The following is a 25,932-nucleotide window of genomic DNA, read 5'->3' on the forward strand; positions in this document are numbered from 1 at the left end:
AAGTTTCCTCTTAGATTGTCATTAAGTACCATTGTGGGTTGTGAATTTTGTTCAGCCGTTTTTGGACTTTTTTATTGGTACGAATAAACCCCGGTGCTTCCTGCGTCAGGCTAAAACAAAATTTTTCCGGCAAGTCGGTATAAAGCGAGCGCGGTGGTAACCCCCAATGAATTTCCTTCATGTGGTTGCCCGTCTCAAACCGATTGTAAAATACCTTGCTCATTCCTAATTCGTTGTGGATAAACCACAGACAGGCTGTCAGCATGGCTTCAGCCCAGACTTTCTTTTGCGTGGCGATCAATTTATCGCAGTAGGCCACCAGTCGTTGCCGGTTAATGCTAGAGCCGCCGTAAATAAAATGATTGGCATCGCCGGTTTTGCTCGTCAGTGCCCGGATTTTGATTCGCTCCAGCACGCGAATTAAATCTGACTGGATTTCTTCAATCAACACCTCATCGGAATTGAAATCAATATCCAATCTTGCCCATGCTAGTGTAGCCGTCCGCTTAATACTTTGCGGATGGTTGTGCGCGGTAAACTCATTTAACGCGCTCCCGGTGATTCGCTTGAATTCTGCATCCAAATTCTCGGGCAGGTTTAACTGTAATACCAGGTTGCACCCCGGTCGTGAGGTCTGTAAGCCGCCGTGACGATTACCCCACTTTCCCAAGGTCAGTACGTAGTGATTCAAGTCATTTCGCACAGCCGTTTCCAAATGCCATGCTTCAATTTTTTGTTTTCCGGCAATGTGTAGTATTTCCTGAACAAAGGGTTTTTCCAGTAATTGCCGGAAACAGGATTGCTTTAATTGCTGTTTGCTCAAGGGGCCATTTTTACTCAGTATTCGTTGTAGTAAATAGGTTGCATATTGATCTTTACTGTAGCGAAATACTGTTCTATTACTTGGCAAGCAAGCCACTACTTCATCCACTAATGCTGCGTCCATCGTTTCCTCCTTATCCTTTAATGCACACGACTTGTTTGAGTGTATGAACCACCTCGATCAAATCAGATTGGTTTTCCATGACCTCATCAATATCTTTGTAGGCAGCAGGAATTTCATCGATCACCTGTTTGTCTTTACGGCATTCCACGCCTTTGGTTTGTGCGATTAAATCCTCTTTGCTAAACAGGTTGCGCGCGGCGGTGCGGCTCATACGTCTGCCCGCTCCGTGGGAACAGGAGCAGAACGAATCTGCGTTGCCTTTACCGCGCACAATGAAGGATTTGGCGCCCATACTGCCGGGGATAATTCCCAATTCCCCATCGCGTGCACTTATCGCCCCCTTGCGGGTCACGATTACATCCGCGCCAAAGTGTTGTTCGCGGCTGATGTAATTGTGGTGGCAATTAATCGCGTGGCGATCGGCGCGGAATTTGGGCAGAAAGGGAGCGATTGCGCGCAACACCAAGCCCATCATTTCTTCGCGATTAATGCGCGCATATTCCTGTGCCCAATTGACTGCCGTTACGTAGTCCACAAAGTGCTCGCTACCTTCGGTGAAGTAGGCAAGGTCTTTGTCGGGCAAATTATGGATATGTTTACCCATATCTTTTTTTGCCAGCTGGATAAAGTATTGGCCGATGGCATTGCCAATCCCGCGGCTGCCCGAATGCAGCATCACCCAAACGTCCTTGCTGTCATCTACACAGATTTCGATAAAGTGGTTGCCGCTTCCCAGTGTGCCCAACTGCTTGGTCCAGATGGTTTGCGGTTGCTTTAACATCTTCATCACTGCCGGGTGCTTTTCAAACAGCCACTCCACACCGTAAGCCAGTTTGTTGCAGCTGCTGGTGCGCACGTTAATCGTTTTATGCGCGGCCAAACCTACTGGCACTGCGCGCTCGATAGCGCTGCGCATCGCGGCAAGATTGTCGGGTAATTGCGATGACTTCACCGACAAGCGCACGGCACTCATACCACAGCCAAGGTCCACACCAACTGCCGCCGGAATAATGGCGTTAAGGGTGGGAATAACCGAACCTACGGTTGCTCCAATTCCCGCATGCACATCGGGCATTGCCGCAATATGCGAATGGACAATTGGGAGTTGTGCAATTTGTTTTAATTGCGTTAATGCCTGGTTTTCAATGTCGCTGGTGTAAATTTTTACCGGCTTCAAACCATTGGTGGCATTTTTGTTCAATTCAATTTTTACAGGCATAAAAATCCCTTGCACGCCTTTATTCAGGCGCGAAAAATTCGAGTGAACCTTCCGGATGAAACGATCGGGGAATTGATCAGTAGGCAAGATTGTTGCTTTGCTTTTACGATAAAAGCTACGCAAACAAACGGTAAAAACAAAAAGCCCTGATCAGTTTCCCGATCAGGGCTTTTGCGCCTGACCTGGAAGGTAATTAAAACCTTCCAAGTCTGAGTACTCAGAAGGTGTTATGCGTTGGTGTAACCTGCGTAAGTCATTGTGAGTACTCCTGTTGTTTATCATTAAAAGTTAATGCGAGAAAAACTTTCGGGTTGGGCCTGAGCCTCTGATCGGTGTCATCGATACCAGATCGGGGCCGTGAAAATTGGGCGCGATAATACGCTGATTTTTTCGCCTGTCAACGAAATTTATAAATGGATTGCTAAACGGGGCTCGTGGTTTGATTGCTGGTTCTCCAGTGTGCATGAAGACAGTGCACACCAATCAGCATCTGGATAAATCTGGTTACCTTTTAGTGCGCGGCGTTCGCGGTAGCGCACGATGTGCTGGTAATGCGCGCGCCTATTTGTGCCGGGATCTTTCTAATCGCTAAGGATCTTTGTGATGGATAGTCACATTAGTGTCTCAATTCTGTCATAGAATCGGTCAGCAACTATTCTTCATTACCATTAACTATTTTCATTACTAACCGTTCTTCAACGGTCACTGATTGTTAACACTAACTGGAACAAGCGAGGATTCACTGTGCCTGAGTTATTTATCCCTCCTGCAAAAAATACTTTTCCCGCTTACGGCATCTGGTTGTACAAGGAAAAAAGTCCCGCCATTAAACGGGTAAAAAAAGAATCGGCACCCAGCGCTCATGGTGATCGTCACTGGGATTCCAGTTATTTGTTAATGGATTATTTCACCCACAATCCGCTCAAGAAAAAAAGTCGCGTGCTGGATGTTGGTTGCGGCTGGGGGCCGACCTCGATTTACCTGGCCAACCAGGGGCACAAGGTAACTGGCCTGGATATTGATGACCAGGTTTTTGGGTTTTTGCAGTTGCAAGCCGACCTGAATAATGTCGAAGTGAAAACCCGTCAGGGGGCGATGGACTCGCTGAAAAAAACGGATTTAACCAAATTCGATGTCATAGTCGGCGGCGATATTTGTTTTTGGCCGGAGCTGACTGACGAATGGTTTTCGCTATTAAAGCGAGCGGCTAACGCCGGCGTTAAAAAGCTGGTATTGGCAGACCCGGGCCGCCAACCCTTTTTGGATTTAGTGGATAAATGTGAGCGCTGGGATAATGAGTTGCTGACCTGGTATTGCCTGGAGCCCAAACGGTTTACCGGTAGTTTGCTGCTGGTAGAGTTGAATAGCTAATACAAGTGGGTGAGCTTTTATCGCATAAGTATCGGAGAAAACCAGGCATCGTCCCTGATGCAAAGCAGCAATTATTTTTTTCATAAAAAATCCTTCTCACGTCATTTATTGTGAGTAAGCTAGGTCAGTGTGCGATTAAATATCGACTGATTCTCCACTGTTGTTTCTGGCAAACATTCTGGTGTAGCTGGTGGCGTCAAAACTGCTTTCCAATACCTTGCTCAGCAGGTTGTGTTCCGCTTCTTCCGGTAAAGGTTGTGCGGCAGGAATAAACGGCGCGACCGGTTTTGCGTGCTCATAGCGGCCGGACGCAATCACTTCGTTTTCATCCAGGGCTTTTTTCAGTAGCTGTTGCACTTGCGCACTGGGTGAGTCCGCAGGGCAGGCGATCAGGTCCATGTAGTCCACACCCAAACGATAGGGTGGCCAACCATTTTCCAGCCCGGTTTTTACCAGGGCGCGATAACAATTTTTTGCGCGCGCCACATCGACAGGATTTTTGCGATCAAATAACAAAGGAATGGTGCCGGATAAAGTGCGCGATGAGCGTGAAGTAACGGCAAGTAGTGGATCAAAGCCGTGATCAATTAAGCATTTACTCATTACCTTGCGATAGCGCTCCACTTCGTCGGCCATAAAAGGCACGAGCGGGGCATACCATAAAATACCGGCGCCATCTTTTGCTGGGTGTGAATTCACATCGAGTTTTTTGGCGGTGGGGTCTAGCGCGTAAGCAATTTTCAGGAAGGCAACAATCGGGTAGCCCTCGACAGTTCCCAATGTGTTTACCAGTGCACCAAAGTGACGACGCAAGGCAGAAAAGCCCCACTTGGGTAAATAATCTTGAATTTTTTGTAACTGTTTAATTTGTTCCGGGCTAAAGCTCCACACCCGGCAATTGTTTAAGCGGCGGCGAATATCTTTTACTGAACCAGCGACTGCCGCGCGTGAGCCGTAGAGTGTACCTAAACCGGTCCAGGCGGAAATTTTGCGTTGGGTTGCCAGAGCGCGTAAATAATTTTCTCGCGCGTCGCCTTTGAGCGCTGAGGCTAGCGGGGTATCAACCTGGGTGGAAAGGATGCGGCAGTCATTCATCATAATGATGCCGCCAATGCCTGGAATATCTTCGGTTAATTTATTTAATTCGGTTTGACTGGCAATGAACGCCTCGTTGGATTTCCATTCAAACACCAAAATGCGTGTGGCCTCGGGAGCGCGCGCAAGTTGAACACGTGCTTTAGTCACTATGCCGAAATTTCCCTGCCGCAATAAACCTGCCCAGGAATATCCGGTGCCTGCATTCCAGCGCTTAGCCATTTCGGCGCAGCCCATATCTTGATAGGTGTGACGAAATTCAGTGCCGTTGCCCCAATATCCTTCTAGTTCACAAATCGCATTAAAGTGATCGGCGATAGGTGTTAAGCCGTAACCACCATCGAGTGCGTTGCCAAGGATATTGCCATTGGGTCCAACGCCGGTCGTAGGTACCAGTAAATTTGCGCCGGACTTTTTAATCGCTGCATGCAAATCACTTTGGGTCACGCCCGGTTCGATTAACGCGGTTGATGAGTGAACGTCAATATGCACTCGACGCAGGTGGGATAAGTCCAGAATAAAACTGCGCGTATCGACCGGCAGCGAAGTGCCGTAACCAAAATTGCGTCCACCGCTAATGGGCCAGAGGGGCACTTTAAATTCATTGGCGAGTGCAAGTACTGTTTCAATCGCATCGACTTCTTTAATGATGATGGCACCGGCGGGTAGACGTTGGCTGGCGCCGGTGTCTGCTCCATATTGAAAAGCCGCTTCTTCACGACTCAAGACTTTGGTTCCGGGGATGCGTAATACTTCGCTGAAAAAAGAGCTGGTCATATTCATTTTCCTTTCAAATGCTGAATGACAAAAATTGCTTGAAGAGCAAAAGGTCGGCTTAATACTGCACGTGAAAAATGTCCAAAAAATCGACACTTGATGCAGTCAAGCAAGCATGAGCAAGAATTATGACAAGTCTGGATTTGCTAATGATTTCAACGACTTTACTGAAAAAGGGAACGGGATTGTAAAATTGAAGCCATGATTTTGGCGTTTAGCAAAACCCGCAATAAGTTTTAGAAATTTATCCACTTGTTAAATGAATAAATTGCTATTTGACTTTGTGTGTCGTCGAAAACATTATTTTACAATTGAATGCAGATGAAATGGCGCCGACTGAAGATGCCAGGTGATAAACTTTGGTGAATTGTAATCAGGTAATTGTTGGAGATTTTTTAATGAGCGGAGCAAAAATGTTATCGAGTTCGCGGGAATGTTGTGTGCTGATACTCATGTTGAGTCTCGCTGCCTGCGGCGGTGGTTCAGGTAACAGCACGTCGATGAACTCCTCTGTCGCCAGTTCTGCCAGCTCCAGTGCGCTAGTATCGAGTGAAAGTAGCTCAGTGCAGAGTACGATAGCAAGCCTTAGCAGTTCGAGTGATGCTAGCAGTAGCCAATTGAATTCCTCTTTATCCGTATCCAGTGCGCAAGCGTCCTCATCCAGTTCGACCGAGCTTTTTATTAATGCTCTGTACAATAAAGGCGGTACGATCAGTCCGTTTGGATTTGTCGATATAGCGCAGGGGGCGATAAAAAATTTTTCTGTGCAAGTAGAAAGTGGTTACAAACTTGCTGGAGTAAATGGTTGCAACGGTCGAGTAGAGGGCAATCAGGTGGTTGCAGGCCCCATTAGCGCCAGCTGCATTATGAATGTGAGTTTTGTGCGTATAGGCTCGTTGGCGGATCAACTAAAGCTGACGGATCGCGGCCTCATTCGTTGCGTCACCGCATTGGAAGACGATAGCAAAACCCCCTTGGCTGCTGAAACGATAACCTCATTGAATTGCGGCAGCCTGTTCGATCCGGTTGCGTCGCTGGAAGAACTGAAGTTATTTCCGAACCTGACCTCGTTAGCGCTCACCAGCACGCGTTTAAAAGGCACTTGGGACTTTAGTTTTTTTCAGGCGTTGGAAAGCTTGAATCTGTACGATAATGAGCTGGATGCAGTGGATGTTTCGCGCAATACTCAATTGACCCAGTTGAATATTGCTAAAAACCATTTGCAAAAAATTGATCTGAGCAACTTAACCAAGCTCGAATCACTGAATCTTTCTGATAACCGCATTGCTGATATCAGCTTGCTCACAAATATTCACTTGGCAAGCGTCAATCTTGAGTCCAATTTGCTTACGCAAGTAACGGTTAGTCATCTGCAAAATCTGCGACAATTGTATCTGTCGCGCAATCAGCTTGCCGCGGTGGATTACAGCCACAATATTTTACTGACGGATTTAACTCTGGGGTGGAACAAAATCACTGCCGTAGATACCAGCATGTTGCCCGATTTGGCCTACCTGAATGCGGCAGGTTTGGGTTTGAATACAATTAATTTGGATAAAAATATAAAGCTGGCGGATCTGCGCGTGATGGAAAATAACATCGCTCTGCTTGATGTATCCATGTTAAATCAACTTGTTCGTTTAGATGTATATAAAAATCAACTGTCCGCACTGGATTTGCTCAACAATACCAAACTCTCTGAATTGAATTTGATCGATAATAAAGTCACCAGTTTAGCGATAGCGCAGTTATTGGAATTGAAGTCCCTATTGGCGACGTATAATCAAATTGCCAGTATTGATTTATCCAAAAACACCCAATTGAAATGGGTGTTGATGTCCGATAATAGGTTAACCAACGTAACCGGAGTGGATAAGCTCAGTAAGGAGGCAGAGTTGAATTTTTCCAATAATCCACTGGATGCGACTACAAAAGCCTATTTGTTTGATTTGTTTGATAAGCAAGGATATGAAGGTCTATTGTTTTGATCGAGCTTTGCAACGAAAAATAAAAAGCCCCGCAATTGGGGCTTTTTAAATTTTCGCATGCCGACTTTGCGCGCTTTTATTTTTTTATGGAGCGAGCAATGCTTCCAGTGTGCGTTCGTAAATCGCTGTGAGCTTATTTAAATCCTCTGCACTAATACATTCATTTACTTTATGAATGGTTGCGTTGATGGGGCCCAACTCAACCACTTGTGCGCCGGTGGGTGCAATAAATCGGCCGTCGGATGTTCCGCCTGATGTTGATAATTCAGTATCCAAACCAGTTTCAGTTTTAATTGCATGAACTACCGCATTTACCAAATCGCCGCGCGGCGTTAAAAAGGGTTGGCCACTCAGGGTCCATTGCAAATCGTATTTCAATCCGTGTTTATCCAGAATGGCGTGGGTGCGCTCGCGCAGAATTTGCTCCGTCAGCTCGGTGGAAAAGCGGAAGTTAAACACCACCGTAACCTCGCCGGGAATCACGTTAGTTGCTCCGGTGCCGCCGTTAATATTGGAAACCTGGAAACTAGTCGCGGGGAAAAACTCGTTACCATTATCCCAATGTTCGGCTGCCAATTCCGCTAAGGCGGGTGCTAATTTATGAATGGGGTTATCGGCCAAATGGGGGTAGGCCACGTGGCCTTGAATGCCTTTGACGGTAAGTACTGCACCCAGTGAGCCGCGGCGGCCATTTTTAATCACATCACCAACTACCTTGGTGCTGGACGGCTCGCCCACAATGCACCAGGTCATTTTGGTGTTGCGCGCTTCCAGCCACTCCACCACTTTTACAGTGCCGTTTACGGATGGGCCTTCTTCATCGCTGGTGATCAAAAAGGCGATACGCCCCTTGTGGTTCGGGTGTTGGGCAATAAAATTTTCGCAGGCGATTACCATACTGGCGAGTGAGCCCTTCATATCAGCAGCACCGCGCCCATGGAGCATACCGTCGATAATTTGCGGTTCAAACGGTGGGTTGTTCCAGTTGGCTTCGGGGCCGGTTGGCACTACATCGGTATGCCCGGCAAATGCGAGAATCGGCCCGGCCTCTCCGTCGGCGCCAGTACGGATTGCCCAGAAGTTATCGACCTCACCAAAGCGCAGGCGCTCGGTTTTAAAGCCTATTGCCTCCAGGCGTTGGATCATCAGTTCCTGGCAGCCATCATCCTCCGGGGTCACCGAACGGCAGCGAATCAAATCAGTAGCAAGTTGCAAAGTGGGGGTTAACGCAGAAGTCATGGTGTAATCCGGCTCAAAAAATTCGGCGCCAATTCTACGCGATTTTGTTGCTATTGCGAGCAAATCCCCCTTTTTCGAAGCGCGCAAAAAAGGAGGACGTGATTGCGGGGTAGGTGGGTTACTTAAGCTGGCCTTTCTACGGCGTAGTTACTTCCGGCTGTGCCGCGGAGGGCGCAAGCCCGGCGCGCATCGTTGCCTCATTGTTGGTGGTGACCAATACCATCTCCTGAATAAATCGGGTGAGCGCTTCTCCCCAAATGTCGTTGTGATCGGGAATTATTTTTTTATCCACGTACACATTCAGGTAAGGATTGAACGGTGTAGTTATACCGAGATGCGTTAATTTTACGCGGGAAAAATCCAGTGTGCTTTTATCCTCCTGCGCCTGCCACTGCAGCTGCAAATTCAGTAGCTGAGCCATGGTGTCACCGCCGAAGATTTTATCCTGCGGTTTCATCACGTGAGAGTGAAACGGTGTAAAGTGGCCAACAGCAATTCGGTCTGCACTGCTTTCGCGAATGTTACGCACACGTGGGCTGCCGTTTACGCATTCATGACGCGCTAACGATTTGTGCGATTCAAAGAGCGTGCTAAAAAATCGCCCGACAGGAAATGCCGTTCCAGTTGCGTCGTCCCCTTCGGAGGTGAGGATTAGCAAGCGCGGCATCTGGCTGGAAAAATAGCGCCGACAATGGTCTTGTGCGACATCGAACAATGTCGAATAGCGCATGGCCTCAAATGCGGGATTAATTAACAGTACCAAATCGCCGAAGCCACGTGCATCGCCTTGATAACTCCTGCCTGGTTGGCTATCGAAAAAGCGATCCACCATTAATTGTTGCAATGAGGTAAACAATACTGCCCCACCAAAACTGTGACCAATACTCACCATTCGGCTATCGTGCATTGGTGTGCGTGTGTTTTGCACATTAACGATTTGTTCAAGTTTTACCAGTACTTCGGTGACGCCTTGCAACCCAACTTCATGCGCGACTTTTTTTCTATCCCAAAATGTGAGGTGGTGGATCACCGGTGTTGTGAGGGATTCTCCACGCCAACCGAGATAAACACCCAGCACTTTGCGTGGTTTTCGGTTCAGCAAGGGCGCCATGGCATTTTCATTGGCCGCAATATCGCCGAGTAGTTTTTGATAGGATTCAATATTGGTATCTCCGGCTTTGGCGGTGTGGTGCCAGCCGTGAACAAACACGGAGAGAATAATATCTTCTTCACCGGCAAGCTCGGTGTAGGTTTGAATAAGACCGTCCAATTGATCGCGTGTGTAGACTTGTCCCTGATCATCAAATTCAGTAAAGCCCAAATAAAATTCACGCGCAGAACCCTGCGCGTATTGGATAACCGAATTATTGCTGCAATCTTCCTTGTCTGCATGGCAAAGCGAAAAATGTTGACGGTAGAGCGTGTTGGGCGTGCAGCCAAAACAAAACAGCAGTGCACAAAACGCGAGACTCGGAAGGCTGTAGCTGCGCATGATCAATCCCTCAGGGATAACGCTTGTAACAATGTTGGCGCAGTGGCTAAAACATCCGGTTGCGCCAGTGGTATTCCATAGGTTTTGGCAATTTGAATCACATCCGCTGTGCGCCAGGGTGTTGCAGCGAGTTGTTGGGCGAGCTGTTGTGCTGCATCATTTTGCTGGTCCAACTGCAATACCTGGATGCGCTGGATCAGCGCTTCAGCATTGGGACGAGCCTGAACATTGGCTTGCGATAATTCCAGCAAGCGCGCGCGATTTTCGGCAGTTGGATGAGCGTGGTGCTGTTCAATCCACACATCGAGCAAATGGCCTGCTGCCGCCAGTGGATAGTGCTTGTAGCGTTGCAAAAAATGCGTTTCGGCATCCTGTTTTAACTGTCGTGCGCGTAGGGTGTCAGTTGTTTCCAGCAAACTACCCAAGGCATAAAAATACAACGGGTTGTCGGATTTTTGTATTACTCCTTCGTAGAGTTTGATGGCCTCTGCTGTTTCGCCCAGTAACGCGAGCGTCTCGGCCAAATGCTCTTCAATCAGCCAGTGGCCCGGATAAATTTGATTGGCCAGCGAAAAATGAATTCGCGCAGCGGGATACTGTTTATTTTCCAAATCCATGATGCCGCGCTGCAATTCGAGCCAGGCATAATCTTTAATTTGTTTGACTGACAAGCGAGTTTGTGCGGCCTGATAAAATTGATCTGCAAGTGCAGAGTCGCCGAATTTGTGCAGTAAATGCGCGTAGAGTGCTATGTCGCTCCATTGCGGCGCTTCCGCAAGGCGCTCATCCAGCATTGCCAATGCGTTTTGGTACTCGCCTTGCTGCAGGTATAAATCCAACTGCAGGTCCTGCAAGCGCGAGTCATGACGAGAATCGCCCAGTGTTTCCAGTAATGCTTTTCCACGTACAACCTCGTGCATGGAGAGTAATAGTTTTGCGCGAATCAAGTTTAATTCGCGATCCTGTGCAAAGACTTCCAGTGCCTGTTCTGCGTCGTGAGCCGTTGCGAAATTGCCGGTGTGCTTCGCGAGTTGATAAAACACAAATGCAGATTGTGGATCTGCCTGTGTGAGGTTGCGATGTTTTTCTTCCAGTTGTTGCAAATCTTGCTGATAGTTTGGTCCTTGCGGTAATTGCGCACCGCGCCAATAGCTAATTGCCGCCAACAGCAACACCGCCATAAGCAGTAGCAGCGCGCCAGCGACTAAAAGCCGAGGGTGCTTGGGTGGGGGGCTTTCAGAATAGGTGGAATAGGTTAATTCGTTCATCTTGATTCGTTCCGTAAAAATTAAAAAGCGCCCGTGTGGGGCGCTTCAATTTTAGTGTTTGGTGTAATGCGGCTTTTCTGGCCATGGCTCGGCTAAATACGGGAATTCCGTTAAAAATTCCTTATCATTTTTGAGTGGGTTTGGCACGGTTTTGGGTTCAATGGGGGCGTTTTCCCAAAGTGCTGGTTGGTTGAGTGTTTCTACATTGCAAGGCGCGGCGCCGCAGTTTTTATCCATATCCAAAAAGGTGGCGAGGAAGCGGGTGGCTACCTGATCTTCCGGACGGCGACCAAATGGCCAAGTACCGTTGGTATCCATATCTACCGCTGTTAAGTTGGGAACAAAAATTTCAAAGGTGCGGCGCAAAGGAATATCTTTTCCAGATGTGTTCCAGCTGTTATCCGGCATGCGCAATTTTTGGAAGAAACAGTGCTTTACGCGCGGGAAAGCCTCGGTGGCCAACTTGTAAGTTTTATGCACAGGAATTGGTGAGTTGTCGTGGTCAAAACAAGTGGGTAGCCCCAGTGTGGAAACCGAGGGGCCAAAGCCCCAGCCTAAATGCGCAAAGCGCGTAGTAAACTCGCGCAAGTATTTCAGGTTGGCAACACCCACGTGGCTGTCGTAACGCATACTGAGTGCGGCATCAGAGAAGGGGACGCCGTCGTGGTCGACTTGATTGTAATCGCTATCGCGCGTATTGAACTCCATATCTTTCTTGAACATGCCTTTAAAGCCGATCCAGGTTTTATCCCAGGCACTGGGCGCATGGGCTGGAACAAGGCTGGAAGCCTTGCGCACATAGCTCCCACCCCACATACGTACTATGCGATCTGTTGCAGGATCTTTGCTGATAAAGGCGAGCGGAATTTCAAAACCAACGGTGTTGATATTGCGACCCGCTTGAGCATCGATACCATCGTAGACAAAACGATAATTGCCATTTGCATCTTTTTTATAGGCGTTGCCTTTCCATTCATAGGGGCCAGCTGGTAATTGCTCTTTTAAACCCCAGCCCAAGTCTGGTTTTTGTGGGTTGAAATTAAATAAGTCATTGCCCTCTAATTCCAATAGGGTTTTTGGAATTGGTAATTCCGCCAGGGATTTATATTTTTCGACTGGGACTTTATAAAATTGTGGCGCATAGTTAATAGAGCGGAAAAAGCCCGGCAAGTTATTAAAGAAGGCATCATCGCGGCCGCCGATAAAGGCTTTTATTTTTTGGCCCTTGGGACTGGTAATGATCACCACTTTGTTGGTGTCGATAATTTGGTGGAAATCCCCTTCGGGGAAATTTAGAAAATCCACGCGCGCTTGATCTTTACCATTAAACGTTACTTTTATTTCGCCGTTGTCAAAATCCAGCAAACCTTTTTTGAGTGTTTCCACATAGGTCAACATGCCTTCCAGAGTTTCTTCACCTTTGTAGTCCGATGCGCGCTTGGCACCCGCCAGGTGAATTTTGTACATCATGTCCGGGTCAAATTTTCCGGTAGCCGGTAGGGGGGAAAAGGTTAATTGGGCAACCAACGCTTCCCCATTGCTGGTATCACTACTCGGGTAACCAAAAATATCGTAGAGGTCGGCGGGGCTTAGTGGTACGTCATCGTAAATAGAGTTTACTGCATTTGGGTCATTGTGGTCGGCGGCCAGTGTAGGGAGTGCGCCCCACAACAACCCAAGCGCAAGCGCTGAAGCCAACGCAGATCGATTAATTGATTTATGTTTTTTCATGATCAAATCCTTAGAGTTTTTAAGTAAATAATAACTGCAACGTAAAAAAATTATGGCAAACGTGCCATGGCGTCTTTGTTGATTAATAGCTGTTTGGTGAGCTGGTAACCTAGCTCTCGATAAGATTCAAATTGCCGCTCATCAAAAAATTGATCAGCGGTGGGTTGATTGGGAAATTGAGCATTCAGGGCCTTGTACGCGTATATGTCCGCTGGCAGGTCACGTGTTATACAGGCCTTAATATAAACAAAGGTGCCGACGAAACCTTTTTCTGTTTCTGTGTCGGGATAAACAATGTCGCCAATGGCATAGCCGCGTTCGGACAGCTCAAATTTTTTATCGGCAATGGTAATGTCCTGACTGCGTGGAATAAGCCCACACAGGTTAAATCGTTCATCGCGAAAACGAATAGTCACACCAAAATCGACACGGATTCTGGAAATGGCATTGCCCAGATCTTCAAAGGTGGTTGCCAAATCCGCAGAGCCGTCGGAGAGAATAATCCAAGGCAGGCGGCGGCGAATCAGCTCATAAATGCCTGTGTTATCAAAGTGACCGCCGTCCGATAATTCTATGTGCGGTGAATTTTCCTTGTGGCCAAGGTTAAATAAACTGTTGGCACCGGGAAAAACGTAGTTTGGTTTAAAAATAAATTTAAAACGGGTGAGAAAGTGTGTGGGATTGTTCGCCCAAAATCCCAGACGCAAACCAAAAAACGTCATCAGGAACGAAACTAACGGGCTGGTAGAATTGCCCTCACCACCTACGCCGGCGTGTGGATTTGCGGCAGCGCCGGAAATCGCCGTCGCGGTAGCCAGGGTCATCGAGTTAAGTGAGAAGTGGCGAGTTTCCACATATCCCGTGGCATCGCTGCCGCAATAATCGGGTGACAAAATAAAGTTATCGCCCAACCGGCTTTTATACTGTGGGTTATTGGATTTGTTCAAAATGATATTGGTGTTGATCAGGTGGTAGGGTGACCAGATACTTTTATTTTTCAATTCCGACAGGCGAAATTCGTTGGCTTTCTCACCTTTCTTCGCGAGGCTTGAATAGGGCGATACACTGGGGTCGCGCAGGAATGTATCCATCAACCGATCGCGATACATTTTATGCGGCGAGATGTAGTTGATGTTGACGACCAGCAAAAAAATAATCATTAACAGGATATAAACATTAACGCTCAACTCAAAGGGGCGGTTAATGGTTGCCTGCAAGCTCAAGTGATAGAGGCCTTCGCCCATCCAGTAGGCCACGCTGATAATGATAAATATAAAGCCAATAATGACAACGTTTCTGAACAAGTCGGCATAAAGTGAGTTGGAATCCAGCGCGGGCTTCAAGCGTTTGCGAAACTCACTGATCGCCATAAAAATTGCCACTAAACTTGCACCGCCCGAACCCCAAAAGGCCGGATTACCTATTTCAAGCCGCGAAAAAAACAGCGATTGCAAAGGAACTAGTGCGAGAATCAAACTACAGATACCCATGGTTAACAACCACCCCAGTGCTGACTGTATTTCGATTCGGTATTTGTAAAATTTTGAGAAAGGGCGGGTGAATATACTACTTAGCGCGTAAAACGTTTGTAGTAGCAGAAATGCCACGCCTAATAAACCGGCGAAACCGGTGAAGTAAAGAAAGAAATTAATCCGCTCATCGGTATAGGTGTAGTGGTATTTTTGATCATAGTTGATGGCGAAATTAACGAGGCTATCCAATAAGTTGTAGATGTAGTCGTGTGCAGGAAGGTCTTGCACCAGTGATTGCAAGAACTCCGAGTAAACAACTGTGATCAGCGACATAAATATCAAGCTAAACAAAAATAGATATGCAAAGAAAGAATGTATGGCGCTACCCAATGAAAAACCAATTAGCGAGACCAATGGCAATTGTGGCGGAGTCAGGTAGTTGCCATGCAATCGAATATAACTAAGTACTTTGTTGGCGGCATGCGCATCATCTTCACTTGATTGCTGTGGGTAATCAGTGTGAGCGCTTGTTTTTGCCGCCTCTTTTTCCTGTGTTGCGGTTGATTCCGGGGCGCGTTGTTGTGCTTTGGCTGCAAAGGTTTTTAGTTCATGGGTATTGAGTACCGCGGTGTTGGCTTTGCTGCCGCAGAAGTTTTCCAGGTTGCCAAATGGAAATGCGCCCCAGCGTTTCATAAACCAGGAAAGAGCTGCGCCGGCGTAACCGCCACCGGAAACACTGGAAAGGTATTGCAACTTTTCAAAAACGGTAGGATGACCTTCTTTGGCGAAGCCTTTATTGTGGAGCGCTTGCATAACACCGGTACCGAACGCTGCAGAACGGATACCACCGCCGGATAGCGCTAACCCATAGTTCGGACGTTCTTTGGCCGGGTGTTTATCTTTATCGATGTAGGTGTAAAAGTTACTGACGTAGTTTTTGTAATCACTATCGATATGAGGGCGATAGGAATTGGCTAAATAATCTTTAAAATTTTTATCAAAATCTGTGGAAAACTCAGTTTCCACAGATTTTTTTTCCTGGTCAACCAATGTGTGACTATTGATTGTTGGATAGTTACAGCAGCAGTTTTTAATCTGGCTGAAGAGTCGAGCAAGGAATGACATAGTTACCTTCCCAAGAAAGTTTCAGAAGCGACTATGTAATTTCCTTGTCGGACACTCTCCAGTGGGCTTATTTGCCCTTGAGTATTGCATCAGCCGCTTTTTCTCCGATCATGTAGACCGCACTCACTATAAAGAAGCCTGGAATTTTAGGGAAAACCGATGCATCCACCACGCGCAAACCCTGTACACCGCGGACTTTGAAATTGCTGTCCAGTACGGCCATTGGGTCGTTATCCGGCCCAATGGGACAGGTGCAGGAGGCGTGATGGCCCCAAGCGTTATCCTTCACGAATTGCGCAATTTCAGCGTCGCTTTGTACTTGCTTGCCGGGTAGCTCCTCTTCAGCGATCAAGCCCGAGGCGATTAAATCCTTGGTGAGTTCGCGCACAAATTTCACGCCCTCAACCACCGATTGCAAATCTTGGCCGCTGGTGTCGTTACCTTCGTCAAAATAACGGAAGTTGATGTGTGGGGTATCCAGCGGGTCTGCGGATTTCAACGCAACATAGCCGGCGGAATTATTGGTGTGGGCTTTTAACACTGCCCAGGTGAAATAATTCAGGTGCTCGGTAATGACCTTGGAGTAACCCGGAAAATAACCTTTGAAGAGCGCGAGCAATGAAAAGCAGAATAGATCTGGCAAGGGACGCTCTTTCACCGAGCGTTTAATTACCGCAAGCACTGCACCATTAGTGGTGTAAACGCCTTTGCGTTCTTTCTCCCATTTTTCATATTGCGGGTCGCCTTTTTCGTAGCGCGCACCTTCAAGTACTTCCCAGTTGTTAAATTTCATACGGTTTACAACACCCACTTCGTATCTGTCTTGCAGGTTTTTACCGACGCCGGGTAAGTGCGCGCGAACCGGTATACCGTGTTGTTGCAATTCAGCGGAATCGCCGATGCCGGAAAGCATCAGCAATTGTGGTGTGTTAAACGCGCCGCCTGACAGGATGATTTCTTTGGTGGCGTAAACGGTTTTGACTTCACCCTGGGTGTTGCGAGGTAAGCAGTGTGCTTTATAAAGACGCTCACCTTTTAAATACTCCACACCGATTGCGCGATTATTATCGTCAAACAATACGCGCGTAACCGTCGCATTCAACTCAATGGAAAGATTGCCAGGAAAACGTGTGGCAACATCCAGCAGTCGTTCACGAGTACCGTTACGGCTGTGATTGTTGGTTGCCAGTGGTGGGTAGCGCAAACCGAAGGCATTGTCTTCTACTAATCGCCAATCATTGGGGTCGGCCAAGCCCAATTTTTGCCAGCGTACGCGCTCAGCAGGTTCACCGAGATGCTTAAATGCTTCTTCGGTTGATTCGAGTACGGTTTTAATTAATTGCTCATCGCGGGCAATATCCCCCAAGGGAAGTGCAGCTTCAGTGCTTAGCCAGCCATTAAAACCGTGGCGGGTTGGGTTGTAACCTAATTTGCTTAGGAAGCGATAGATCGGGCGATGCTTGCAGTTTTCCAACGCCTGGAAATGACCGCGCATGGTATCGGCATTCCAGGAAGTATCGCCGGTTAAGTTGGCAATATAGTCCCAGTCGGCATTATGTGGATACACAGTAATCATCGCATTGTGGGCAGTACAGCCACCCAAACAGCCCGCGCGGGGATAGAGCACGCCATCCACCTTTTCGCCTTCAAAGGTTTCGGTGTATTTGCTATCGCGCAATTGTTGCGCTTGGTCCGAGTAGTGACGTACAAAATAATCCCAGCGCATTGCCGAGTTTTCGGTGGATAGTGCATGAAATACTGGTACTTGGTATTGCTCTGGCAACCGATTTTCTCCCGGTGCTCGTGGATCGCTTCCCTTAAGCTGGGTGGGATCTCCACCGGCTTCCAGAACCAATACTTTTTTACCATTTTCGGCGAGACGGGCGGCAAGCGTGCCGCCCCCCGCGCCTGAGCCTACAACAATGTATTCAAAGGCTGATTGCATCTTCGTCGCTCCTTAGAAAGTTTTCACAAATTCAATCAGCGCGCGTTTTTCCTCATCCGTGAGTGGCGTTTCATCGTCTTGCAAATACTGCGTGCCGAAGTAGTGACCTTTATCAACGACGAAATCCGGGCATTTGCTGACTTCCAGTAATGGGCCTACAACTTTTGCATCAGAGAAAGCTTTTTCTGCTTGTTCGTTCGTGGGGTTTTCAGGAATATTTTTCAGTGCCTTTTTAACCTTCAACAGTAGTGGTAATACCTTGTCGTGTTGCTCCATATCAATGTTGGACAGGAGGTTTACCGGTGTACCTGCGGGGATTGGACCAATCTGTACACCATCATCTCCAAATGCCCAGGGCGCAATACGGCTAAGCCAGCCTTCGAGCGGTTGCAAGAACTCAGGCAGGAAACCAGAAGGTACGCGTAAATAACTCGGCGCAGTAGTGCGATCGATGGTGCCGGGATGCGTTAGGCCATTTTTGGTGACCACGGTCATGTTGCCGCTACGCTTTTCTGGCCAGAGCAATTTTTCAATGGAATCGTCAAACGACTTCATGCGATCTTCCACTGTGCCTGTCCAATAAAAATCGCCCAATGCGTTGTTCACAAAGAAGGGGGCGGTTGACCAGACGCTGGTTAAGGACGCTGGGCGCGTGAAGCCGCGACCACCACCGGGGACTGTGAATTGTTTAACGCTAAAATCGTAGGGGTCTTGAATATTGATGGTGCCCACGGATGGCAAGTTTTTGTAAGACTCTGACGAGAAGTTATCCCAAATGTTGCCGCGAATTGCGTTGCTGGCTAATGGACTACACGCGTTAGTTTCAAGCAGCGTGACAGGTACGCGTAAATCAGTGGAGAGGAAATTGTTGTCGAGGAAGTCATCCTTCAACACAATTTCAGTCATCGCCGTTTTAAACTCGTCGGTCTTGGTCCATTTCCAGTAATCGTTCCAGCAGGTCAGATAATTCTTGTCGCCGGTAGCATTCACACAGCCTTGATCCGGGAAATGGCTAAAGGCTTTCTCCGGTAATTTGCTGGAGTGGCAGCGTGCGCAAGTTTTGGCAAAAACTTCTTTACCTTTCTGCAGCACGGCGGTGTCGCTGGTCAGGTAAGTTTGGCCCTGAGCGGCATCTTTCAGATGATCGGGTGTCGATGCAGCGAGGAAGAACAATGCCAGGTTGGGTGTTTGATGTTCGTTAGCAACCCAGAAGCTGGAGTTTTTGCGTGCGACTTCAATTTCAAACGGAGTAATTTTCTTGCCACCGAGTAGTGGGCGGAAATGGGTGACCCATTCATCACTGAACAAACCGATATTGATGTACACACGATTAAGCGCACCTAAAGCGCCTACTGAATCGGCACCATCTTTTAGTACGCGCGGAGTGAATACCGTGTCCGGCTCTTTGTAGAAATTATTCAGCGGGCTTTCTTTAGGTACTTCCGGCAGTTGGTTGAACTGCTTGTTGTTCAGGCTTCCACCACCGAGCGTTTCTTTACCGAATTTAGTCGCCAGCTGAACACGCGCTCCCAAATTGTAAATAGCATTCATGGTGCGCGGGTTGTTGATGTAGTCGCTCGAAATAAGCGAAGTGTCCAGCGCGCCTGGTCGGGAAGTGTGGAAGAGTTGTGATGGGAAGCTGGTTTTATCGGGTGCAAACATCAGAATACGATCAACCCAAAAATACTGTGCGCCCGGATTCGAGTTAAGGTTCGCCCAGGTCGGGTTCTCTGGATCTAACGGTGGGTTAGTGGGGTTTGGTCCAACGTGGCAGAATCCGCACGACATACCTACGCGATAAGGGCGAATCAGTTTTTTATCCTGGTAATAAGACGGGTCAGTGTAGTAGCGCTCGGGATCCCACTTGGCTTTAGCTGCTTCATCGAAATCCGGGTTGGGGAAGAGGCGCAGGCCTACGATGCCAGTTGCATAACCATAATAAGAGCCAACAGGTACGGTTTTACCTCGCGCACCGATTTCTATACCGGGATACTTTTGTTCATTTTCAAACGGATCTGCGGCGCAACTCGGGTCGCGCGTATCCAGATACAGGCCGAACCGATCAGGATTGGGCTTGTCCCCTTTTTTGAAGCAGGGTTCGTTGACCACGCCAAGATACTGCCAGCGGTTATCGCGTGAATAGCCGAGTGCGGGGTGGTTGGACACTGTCTTGAGTAGGTCGGAGTTGCCGACGCTGGCGCGACCGATTTCGTCCCACAAGGTATCGTTACCCGCGGTCCACACTATCCAATTGTTGCGCCCTTCAGCGGCGGCTTTAACTGCCTGGGCTTCGGTGATTCCGGGTACATATGGGGTCAGGCGGCGGACAAGTTCAGCAGGGTTCTTAGTGATGCCGTAATCCATATCGGCGTAATAATCTTCGTCGGCAGCTTTAAGTGATTCAGGTGTTCTACCGACACATTTTGCCTCGTCGAGCACGTTGCCGGAACCTTTGCCACAGGGATGGTCAGAACAGGAGGTGAGAAGTAGGGCGCTGATAATTGGCACGGCCCAAATAGCGATTGATTTCATGAGGTTCGCTCCTTAAAAACTGCTACAGATACACGGGTGAGTGTTGTTATTAAATTAATAATGATGCTTGGGCTCTTCCTGAACCCGATATTTGTCAAATGAAGGACGACATCGCAGTATCCTTGATCATATTTTGTAATATCCCCACCCATATGGGTGGTGATTTTTGTTGATCGATTCGGTTTGCGTGGATTCTGCGCTGAAAGTCGTTTAAAGTCTTGTGTTAAGATGCTGGGCTTTCTCCTTGGTGAAAATAGTTCCTCGTCTTATGTTGCCTGCTCGCCCTCTTAATCAGTTCCTAATCTTGCGCGATAAGCGTCTGGCGGAAGCGACGCGTGAATTTCTTGCGCGCGGTAAATCAGTTGTTCGGTGTAAAGACTGCGCCTTAGCCGCTTACGCCTGTATTTGTTCCTGGCGACCAACGCTTGAGTCACGTAGTGAATTTATTTTGCTAATGCATCGCGATGAAGTATTAAAGCCTACTAATACCGGGCGATTAATTGCCGATCTTTTGCCGGCGCATACTCACGTTTTTTGTTGGAGTCGTACTGAACCGGATCCTGCACTATTGGGTTTGTTAAGCGACCCACAGCGGCGTTGCTTAATTGTTTTTCCGGAAGAAGCCAATGAAGCAGCGGCAAAATCACGCCAGCTGGTAGTTGAGCTGCCAGACGATGGCAAAATTAATACGTTTGTCTTACTGGATGGAACCTGGAAGCAGAGTGGCCGTATGTTTCATCTAAGCCGTTGGTTAGATGATTTCCCCTGCGTGGTATTACCTGAGGCAGATGGTCGCGGTTACGCGGTGCGCAAGTCTCATCAAGATAATTATCTTTCCACTGCTGAGGCTGCTGCGTTGTGTTTGCAATTAGCTAATGAGCAAATCATTGCTGAGGCGCTTGGGGATTATTTTGAGGTGTTTAACTTACACTACCTTGCCACTCGCGCCTGTTTACCGCCGCAGAAGGGCGAGGTTCATGCCCGACTTGCGCAATTGCTCTAAGGTGTCAGCAATCGCTTCGAGGATTATGGTTTGGGTCTGCAAGTTATAAGCGGATCACCGCGGGAGCTAGTGGCCAATTTCCTACAAAATTAACCGAATTTTGCGACTATCGTCGCAGTGGGCTTTCCTAGAAAATGGCTTCTAACAAGGAGGTCGTCAGGGAAGGTAGGTTGACCACGTAGGGTCAAGGGAAGCGCCTAATTTCTTTGCTTCACTCTGAGTTGAAAGTCATGCAAGAGGGAGACTGCCCGGTTGGTGTAGGATGCACCGAGGGCATATCAATAAAACGGGATTAACCGCGAGGTTGATCCCGTTTTTCTTTTGCGGTTGGAGTTTCGTCGGCAGATGGGTCAAGGAGATACGGTATTGTCGTTGGCCTCACCGCTACCTTTTACTTCGGTGCCACTCGCGTGTCGTTGCATAAATCCGCGCACCCGCGCGGCGAGAAAGCTACGTGGGTCTGTTTCTACTATCTTTGGTTGATTATCCAGAGAAGCTTGCAGGTAACTGTTCAATTTCAGTCGCATCGCAGTTGCTTTGTGTAAATCGCGAGCTTTGATTTGCTCCAGGTCATCAGGGTTAAAAAAAACATCCAATACCGGTAACTGTTTATTGCTGAAAATAGCCGCCAACTCGCTGGTTGTTAGCGGCTCCTGACTTTGCAAATTGGTGATTACCAATGCCTGAATTGGACCATCGATGGTAGCAGGGTCCCGGGTATTTTCTTTTATCTGTGACAGCAATTGAGTTAGTACTGGATTGGCCGAGCTGTTATCAACCAGCAATACCGCATTGAATTGCCCTTTTTTTTGCAGAAACTCAAAGGTTGCCGCGACATAGGCCTGAATTAATGTGTCGCGAGGAACTATGGATGACGCTGTGGAAGACGACTGTGTTGAGGGTTCACTCGTTGTGACGGATGAGGCTGAAGTCGCCTCGGCGCTGACAGCTTCGGCGTTGGGCGGGACAGTTGCCGCTGTTGAACTGATGCTGGATGAGCTCGGGCGTTGTGGTACCGAAGCTGGATACTGACCAGGTAGGGTTACGGCGAGTGTTTCCCAGCCGTAGCGGGGTAGGTTGGCGCGCAGGTTTTCCAGTATCGGTGGCCAGCGTTGAGGGTCTTCTGCGGCATGAAACAGCACTAAAACTCCGCGTGTCCTTTTGGCTTCGGTGGGGCGATAGAATACCAATAACTTGCCATATTCCGTATCTAGCCACTGTGCCTGCTCGCCTGCTGCTTTAGCGATCAGGCTTTTGTCGCGTAGGGCGCGTGATTCGTAAAGGGGGGCTTCCGATGAGGCCGCGCTGGATTGTGCACTTGCACTGGCGGTGCTGGATTGAGCTTCAATTTCTGGTGGCTGCGCGTTTGTCACTGAGTGCAATAGAAGACCCAAGCACAAGCAAAGGCAATAGCTTGCGCAGTCATTAAGGCGTTTTGTCGGTGTGTGGGGCAGGATTGAGTGCATTCTCGTATCTTATCGGGTTTTGGTTATAAGCCGTATCACGTAAAATGATCAGATAAATGACGCTACAGCACAATCAACCAGCGCCAGCTACTACAAATATCGGGACATTCACAAAGAACTTTAACTATGCAGACATTTAAGCGCGATTACAAAATTGCACCCTCCATTCTCTCGGCCGATTTTGCACGACTGGGGGCGGAGGTTGATGCGGTGTTGGCGGCGGGGGCGGATATCATCCACTTCGATGTAATGGACAACCACTATGTGCCCAATTTAACGCTCGGGCCTATGGTGTGCAAGGCGCTGCGCAATTATGGCGTTACTGCTCCTATGGACGTGCACCTGATGGTTGAGCCAGTCGATGACCTGATTGTCCAGTTTGCCGATGCGGGGGCGACCTATATTACCTTCCATCCTGAGGCCACTCGCCATCTGGATCGATCGCTACAACTCATCAAAGATAAAGGCTGTAAGGCGGGACTAGTCCTTAATCCGGCCGCGTCGCTTGAACAGATTAAATATGTCATGGATAAGCTGGATATGATCCTGTTGATGTCGGTAAATCCGGGCTTCGGCGGGCAAAAGTTTATTCCTTATGTGCTGGACAAATTGCGCGAGACACGCGCACTGATTGATACCAGTGGCTTGCCAATTCGACTGGAGGTAGATGGTGGTGTTGGTGTAGGGAATATTCGTGCGGTCGCTGAAGCAGGAGCGGACACCTTCGTGGCGGGCTCTGCTATCTTCAACGCCCCGGATTATCAGGCAGTAATTACCGAGATGAGAGCGCAATTAGCACTGGTCGAATAAGCCGCGTTATAGGCCGAATTGAGGGTAGGCAGTGGCTGAATAATTCAGTACACTGGCCCTCAGTTCAAACAGGAAAACTCCTCGTGATACACGCAACTTTCACCACTACAGAGTGCGCTACCCTCCTCGTCGCCCGATGGCGTCGCTAGTTCCTATTGCTTTGCAAGCGCCGCATGGCGGCTGTGCAAAGTCCGCCCTTTCTCTGTTGCGCTATGGATTTTTAGTTAGCCGTGTAAGCAACGAGAGCCTGAACCCATTTCAATAAATATGAAACAGCTTGCCACCGTTCATAAGCATGACGGGCGAGCTCAAAGGTAATGCCATGAATTCCGAACAATTTGTCGAGTTAGCCGCACAAGGCTACAACCGTATTCCGGTCATGCGTGAAGTGTTGGCCGATCTGGATACTCCTTTATCCTCCTACTTGAAGCTGGCTGCAGGCCCTTACTCGTATTTGTTTGAATCTGTGCAAGGAGGTGAAAAGTGGGGGCGTTACTCCATGATCGGTTTACCAGCGCGCACGGTGTTAAAAGCCGTTGGTGAAACCGTGACTGTCGAGCGCGATGGTGAAGTGGTAGAAACTCACCAGTGTGCTGATGCCTTGGCATTTGTCGAGGAGTTTAAAGATCGCTACCGCGCACCAGAGTTGCCCGGATTGCCGCGTTTTACGGGTGGTCTCGTCGGGTATTTTGGTTACGATTGCGTGCGTTATGTTGAGCCACATTTAAAAGCCAGTACACCCAAAGATGTAATTGGCACACCGGACATATTGCTGAGTGTTTCCGATGAAGTACTGGTGTTCGACAATCTTGCCGGAAAATTAATTTTTGTGATTCACGCCAATCCGGAAATTGAAAATGCTTTTGCCAAGGCCACTGCGCGCCTGGACGAGCTGGAGAAAAAGCTGCGTGGCGAAACGCCTGCCACACCGAGTCTTTCCCTGGGCAATAACGCCAACAGCGAACCTTTATTTACGTCCAATTGTGGTGAAGAAAATTTTCATCGCTATGTGGATAAAATCAAAGAGTACATTCTCGCGGGCGATACTATGCAAGTAGTCGTTGCGCAGCGGATGTCGATAGATTTTAGCGGCGAACCTATTAATCTGTATCGCGCGCTGCGCAATTTGAACCCATCGCCTTATATGTATTTTATGGATCTGGACGATCATCATGTGGTTGGCTCCAGCCCGGAAATTCTTGCGCGACTGGAAGATGGTGAAGTCACTGTACGTCCTATTGCCGGAACTCGTCGCCGTGGCCGCACACCAGAAGAAGATAAAGCGTTGGAAATTGAATTGGTGAATGATCCCAAGGAAATTGCCGAGCATTTAATGCTGATTGACTTGGGGCGCAATGATGTAGGTCGCGTTGCCAAAGTGGGCAGTGTAAAACTCACCGATAAAATGGTGGTAGAGCGCTACTCTCACGTGATGCATATCACCTCAAATGTTACGGGAAAATTAAATGATGGCTTGCGGGCAATGGACGTATTGCGAGCTGCATTGCCGGCAGGAACTTTGAGTGGCGCTCCGAAAATTCGCGCCATGGAAATTATCGACGAATTGGAAAGTGAAAAGCGCGGCATTTATGGCGGTGCAGTGGGCTACATTTCCTGGAATGGCAATATGGATACCGCAATTGCCATTCGCACGGCGGTGATCAAAAACGGCAAGCTTTATGTGCAAGCGGGTGCTGGTGTAGTCGCAGACTCTATTCCTGCATTAGAGTGGAAAGAAACCATGAACAAAGCGCGTGCGATTTTTAAAGCAGTTGATATGGTTGGTGAAGCAGCTGTTAAAGGTGGTGCAAAATGATTTTAATGATTGATAACTACGACTCCTTTACCTACAACCTGGTGCAATATTTTGGCGAGTTGGGCGCGGACATGAAAGTGGTGCGCAACGATGAAATTACCGTTGAGGAAATTGCGGCGCTCGCACCGGAAAAAATCGTAATTTCCCCCGGGCCATGCACACCGAACGAAGCGGGCGTATCTATTGAAACGCTTAAGACCTTTGCCGGTAAAATTCCTTTGCTCGGTGTGTGCCTTGGGCATCAAAGCATTGGTCAGGCGTTTGGCGGCAAAGTTATTCGTGCCCCGTTTGTGATGCATGGCAAAACATCGCCTGTGTATCACAACAATACCGGTGTTTTTAAAGGGTTAAAAAATCCGTTTCAAGCAACACGCTATCACTCGTTGGTGATTGAAAAGGAATCCATCCCCGATTGTTTGGAAATTACTGCCTGGACACAAAATGAAGATGGCAGCATGGGGGAGATTATGGGCGTAAAGCACAAAACCCTCGCCGTAGAGGGAGTGCAGTTTCACCCTGAATCTATTTTGACTGAACACGGTCATGACATGTTGCGCAACTTCTTAACGGCTTACTAGTTCCATCTTGTAAAAAAGAAACAGCCTATAAACTTTAGAATCAACCTGACATAAAACTC

17 protein-coding genes are annotated in these 25,932 nt (G+C 48.2%); 6 read left to right on the forward strand and 11 right to left on the reverse strand.

Annotated elements, in window-relative coordinates:
* Positions 1–10: 10 nt before the first annotated feature.
* Complete coding sequence (locus D0C16_RS22900) at positions 11–946, reverse strand: hypothetical protein (RefSeq protein ID WP_151034519.1); 936 nt, start codon at positions 944–946, stop codon at positions 11–13.
* A 10-nt stretch (positions 947–956) separates the two neighbouring features.
* Positions 957–2,165, reverse strand: a complete 1,209-nt coding sequence (locus D0C16_RS22905) for an RtcB family protein (protein ID WP_151034521.1) — start codon at positions 2,163–2,165, stop codon at positions 957–959.
* A 744-nt stretch (positions 2,166–2,909) separates the two neighbouring features.
* Here D0C16_RS22905 and D0C16_RS22910 point away from each other — a divergent pair.
* The gene (locus D0C16_RS22910; protein WP_151034522.1) at positions 2,910–3,536 is read left to right on the forward strand and encodes a methyltransferase; all 627 of its coding nucleotides are present in this window, start codon (positions 2,910–2,912) and stop codon (positions 3,534–3,536) included.
* Positions 3,537–3,671: 135 nt separating this feature from the next.
* On the opposite strand, the gene D0C16_RS22915 is transcribed toward D0C16_RS22910, so the two are convergent.
* Positions 3,672–5,408: an FAD-binding oxidoreductase gene (locus D0C16_RS22915; protein WP_191968599.1), complete on the reverse strand. Its 1,737-nt coding sequence runs from the start codon at positions 5,406–5,408 to the stop codon at positions 3,672–3,674.
* 440 nt (positions 5,409–5,848) lie between these two features.
* On the opposite strand from D0C16_RS22915, the gene D0C16_RS22920 reads away from it, so the two are divergent.
* Entirely contained in the window at positions 5,849–7,396 is a 1,548-nt protein-coding gene (locus D0C16_RS22920; protein ID WP_151034525.1) for a leucine-rich repeat domain-containing protein, read from the forward strand.
* Between the two features lie 84 nt (positions 7,397–7,480).
* Here D0C16_RS22920 and dapE read toward each other — a convergent pair whose 3' ends face one another.
* From dapE to D0C16_RS22955, 7 genes are all read right to left on the reverse strand, one after another.
* Positions 7,481–8,635 carry a succinyl-diaminopimelate desuccinylase gene (dapE, locus tag D0C16_RS22925; protein ID WP_151034527.1) on the reverse strand — a complete coding sequence of 385 codons (1,155 nt, stop codon included), beginning with the start codon at positions 8,633–8,635 and terminating at the stop codon, positions 7,481–7,483.
* 136 nt (positions 8,636–8,771) lie between these two features.
* Entirely contained in the window at positions 8,772–10,127 is a 1,356-nt protein-coding gene (locus D0C16_RS22930) for a hypothetical protein (RefSeq protein WP_191968600.1), read from the reverse strand.
* Between the two features lie 2 nt (positions 10,128–10,129).
* Complete coding sequence (locus tag D0C16_RS22935) at positions 10,130–11,395, reverse strand: hypothetical protein (RefSeq protein WP_151034529.1); 1,266 nt, start codon at positions 11,393–11,395, stop codon at positions 10,130–10,132.
* 51 nt (positions 11,396–11,446) lie between these two features.
* Positions 11,447–13,126, reverse strand: a complete 1,680-nt coding sequence (locus D0C16_RS22940; RefSeq protein WP_225318828.1) for a hypothetical protein — start codon at positions 13,124–13,126, stop codon at positions 11,447–11,449.
* A gap of 50 nt (positions 13,127–13,176) precedes the next feature.
* Positions 13,177–15,723 carry a hypothetical protein gene (locus tag D0C16_RS22945; protein WP_151034531.1) on the reverse strand — a complete coding sequence of 849 codons (2,547 nt, stop codon included), beginning with the start codon at positions 15,721–15,723 and terminating at the stop codon, positions 13,177–13,179.
* 67 nt (positions 15,724–15,790) lie between these two features.
* Entirely contained in the window at positions 15,791–17,668 is a 1,878-nt protein-coding gene (locus D0C16_RS22950; protein WP_151034532.1) for a GMC family oxidoreductase, read from the reverse strand.
* Between the two features lie 12 nt (positions 17,669–17,680).
* Positions 17,681–20,200, reverse strand: a complete 2,520-nt coding sequence (locus D0C16_RS22955; protein ID WP_151034534.1) for a hypothetical protein — start codon at positions 20,198–20,200, stop codon at positions 17,681–17,683.
* Positions 20,201–20,468: 268 nt separating this feature from the next.
* Between D0C16_RS22955 and D0C16_RS22960 the strand changes: the two genes are divergently transcribed.
* Positions 20,469–21,203 carry a tRNA-uridine aminocarboxypropyltransferase gene (locus D0C16_RS22960; protein ID WP_151035079.1) on the forward strand — a complete coding sequence of 245 codons (735 nt, stop codon included), beginning with the start codon at positions 20,469–20,471 and terminating at the stop codon, positions 21,201–21,203.
* A gap of 350 nt (positions 21,204–21,553) precedes the next feature.
* On the opposite strand, the gene D0C16_RS22965 is transcribed toward D0C16_RS22960, so the two are convergent.
* Positions 21,554–22,576, reverse strand: a complete 1,023-nt coding sequence (locus D0C16_RS22965; RefSeq protein ID WP_255482122.1) for a DUF3530 family protein — start codon at positions 22,574–22,576, stop codon at positions 21,554–21,556.
* 219 nt (positions 22,577–22,795) lie between these two features.
* Here D0C16_RS22965 and rpe point away from each other — a divergent pair, with 219 nt between their 5' ends.
* The 3 genes from rpe (at position 22,796) to D0C16_RS22980 (ending at position 25,873) form a co-directional block, all read left to right on the forward strand.
* Positions 22,796–23,479, forward strand: coding sequence for a ribulose-phosphate 3-epimerase (gene rpe, locus D0C16_RS22970; RefSeq protein WP_151034537.1), 684 nt, complete (start codon positions 22,796–22,798; stop codon positions 23,477–23,479).
* Positions 23,480–23,801: 322 nt separating this feature from the next.
* Positions 23,802–25,295: an anthranilate synthase component I gene (trpE, locus tag D0C16_RS22975; protein ID WP_151034539.1), complete on the forward strand. Its 1,494-nt coding sequence runs from the start codon at positions 23,802–23,804 to the stop codon at positions 25,293–25,295.
* Positions 25,292–25,873, forward strand: coding sequence for an aminodeoxychorismate/anthranilate synthase component II (locus tag D0C16_RS22980; RefSeq protein ID WP_151034541.1), 582 nt, complete (start codon positions 25,292–25,294; stop codon positions 25,871–25,873). Before trpE ends, D0C16_RS22980 begins: the two co-directional genes overlap by 4 nt.
* Positions 25,874–25,932 lie beyond the last annotated feature (59 nt).

This window comes from Cellvibrio sp. KY-GH-1, assembly GCF_008806975.1.
In the GTDB taxonomy this organism is placed as follows: domain Bacteria; phylum Pseudomonadota; class Gammaproteobacteria; order Pseudomonadales; family Cellvibrionaceae; genus Cellvibrio.

Coding starts and splice junctions, on each gene's coding strand:
- D0C16_RS22905 (WP_151034521.1), bottom strand. CDS start 2,165: ATGCCTGTAAAAATTGAATTGAACAAAAATGCCACCAATGGTTTGAAG.
- D0C16_RS22945 (WP_151034531.1), bottom strand. CDS start 15,723: ATGTCATTCCTTGCTCGACTCTTCAGCCAGATTAAAAACTGCTGCTGT.
- D0C16_RS22955 (WP_151034534.1), bottom strand. CDS start 20,200: ATGAAATCAATCGCTATTTGGGCCGTGCCAATTATCAGCGCCCTACTT.
- D0C16_RS22930 (WP_191968600.1), bottom strand. CDS start 10,127: ATGCGCAGCTACAGCCTTCCGAGTCTCGCGTTTTGTGCACTGCTGTTT.
- D0C16_RS22900 (WP_151034519.1), bottom strand. CDS start 946: ATGGACGCAGCATTAGTGGATGAAGTAGTGGCTTGCTTGCCAAGTAAT.
- D0C16_RS22950 (WP_151034532.1), bottom strand. CDS start 17,668: ATGCAATCAGCCTTTGAATACATTGTTGTAGGCTCAGGCGCGGGGGGC.
- D0C16_RS22915 (WP_191968599.1), bottom strand. CDS start 5,408: ATGACCAGCTCTTTTTTCAGCGAAGTATTACGCATCCCCGGAACCAAA.
- D0C16_RS22980 (WP_151034541.1), top strand. CDS start 25,292: ATGATTTTAATGATTGATAACTACGACTCCTTTACCTACAACCTGGTG.
- D0C16_RS22940 (WP_225318828.1), bottom strand. CDS start 13,126: ATGAAAAAACATAAATCAATTAATCGATCTGCGTTGGCTTCAGCGCTT.
- trpE (WP_151034539.1), top strand. CDS start 23,802: ATGAATTCCGAACAATTTGTCGAGTTAGCCGCACAAGGCTACAACCGT.
- rpe (WP_151034537.1), top strand. CDS start 22,796: ATGCAGACATTTAAGCGCGATTACAAAATTGCACCCTCCATTCTCTCG.
- D0C16_RS22960 (WP_151035079.1), top strand. CDS start 20,469: ATGTTGCCTGCTCGCCCTCTTAATCAGTTCCTAATCTTGCGCGATAAG.
- dapE (WP_151034527.1), bottom strand. CDS start 8,635: ATGACTTCTGCGTTAACCCCCACTTTGCAACTTGCTACTGATTTGATT.
- D0C16_RS22935 (WP_151034529.1), bottom strand. CDS start 11,395: ATGAACGAATTAACCTATTCCACCTATTCTGAAAGCCCCCCACCCAAG.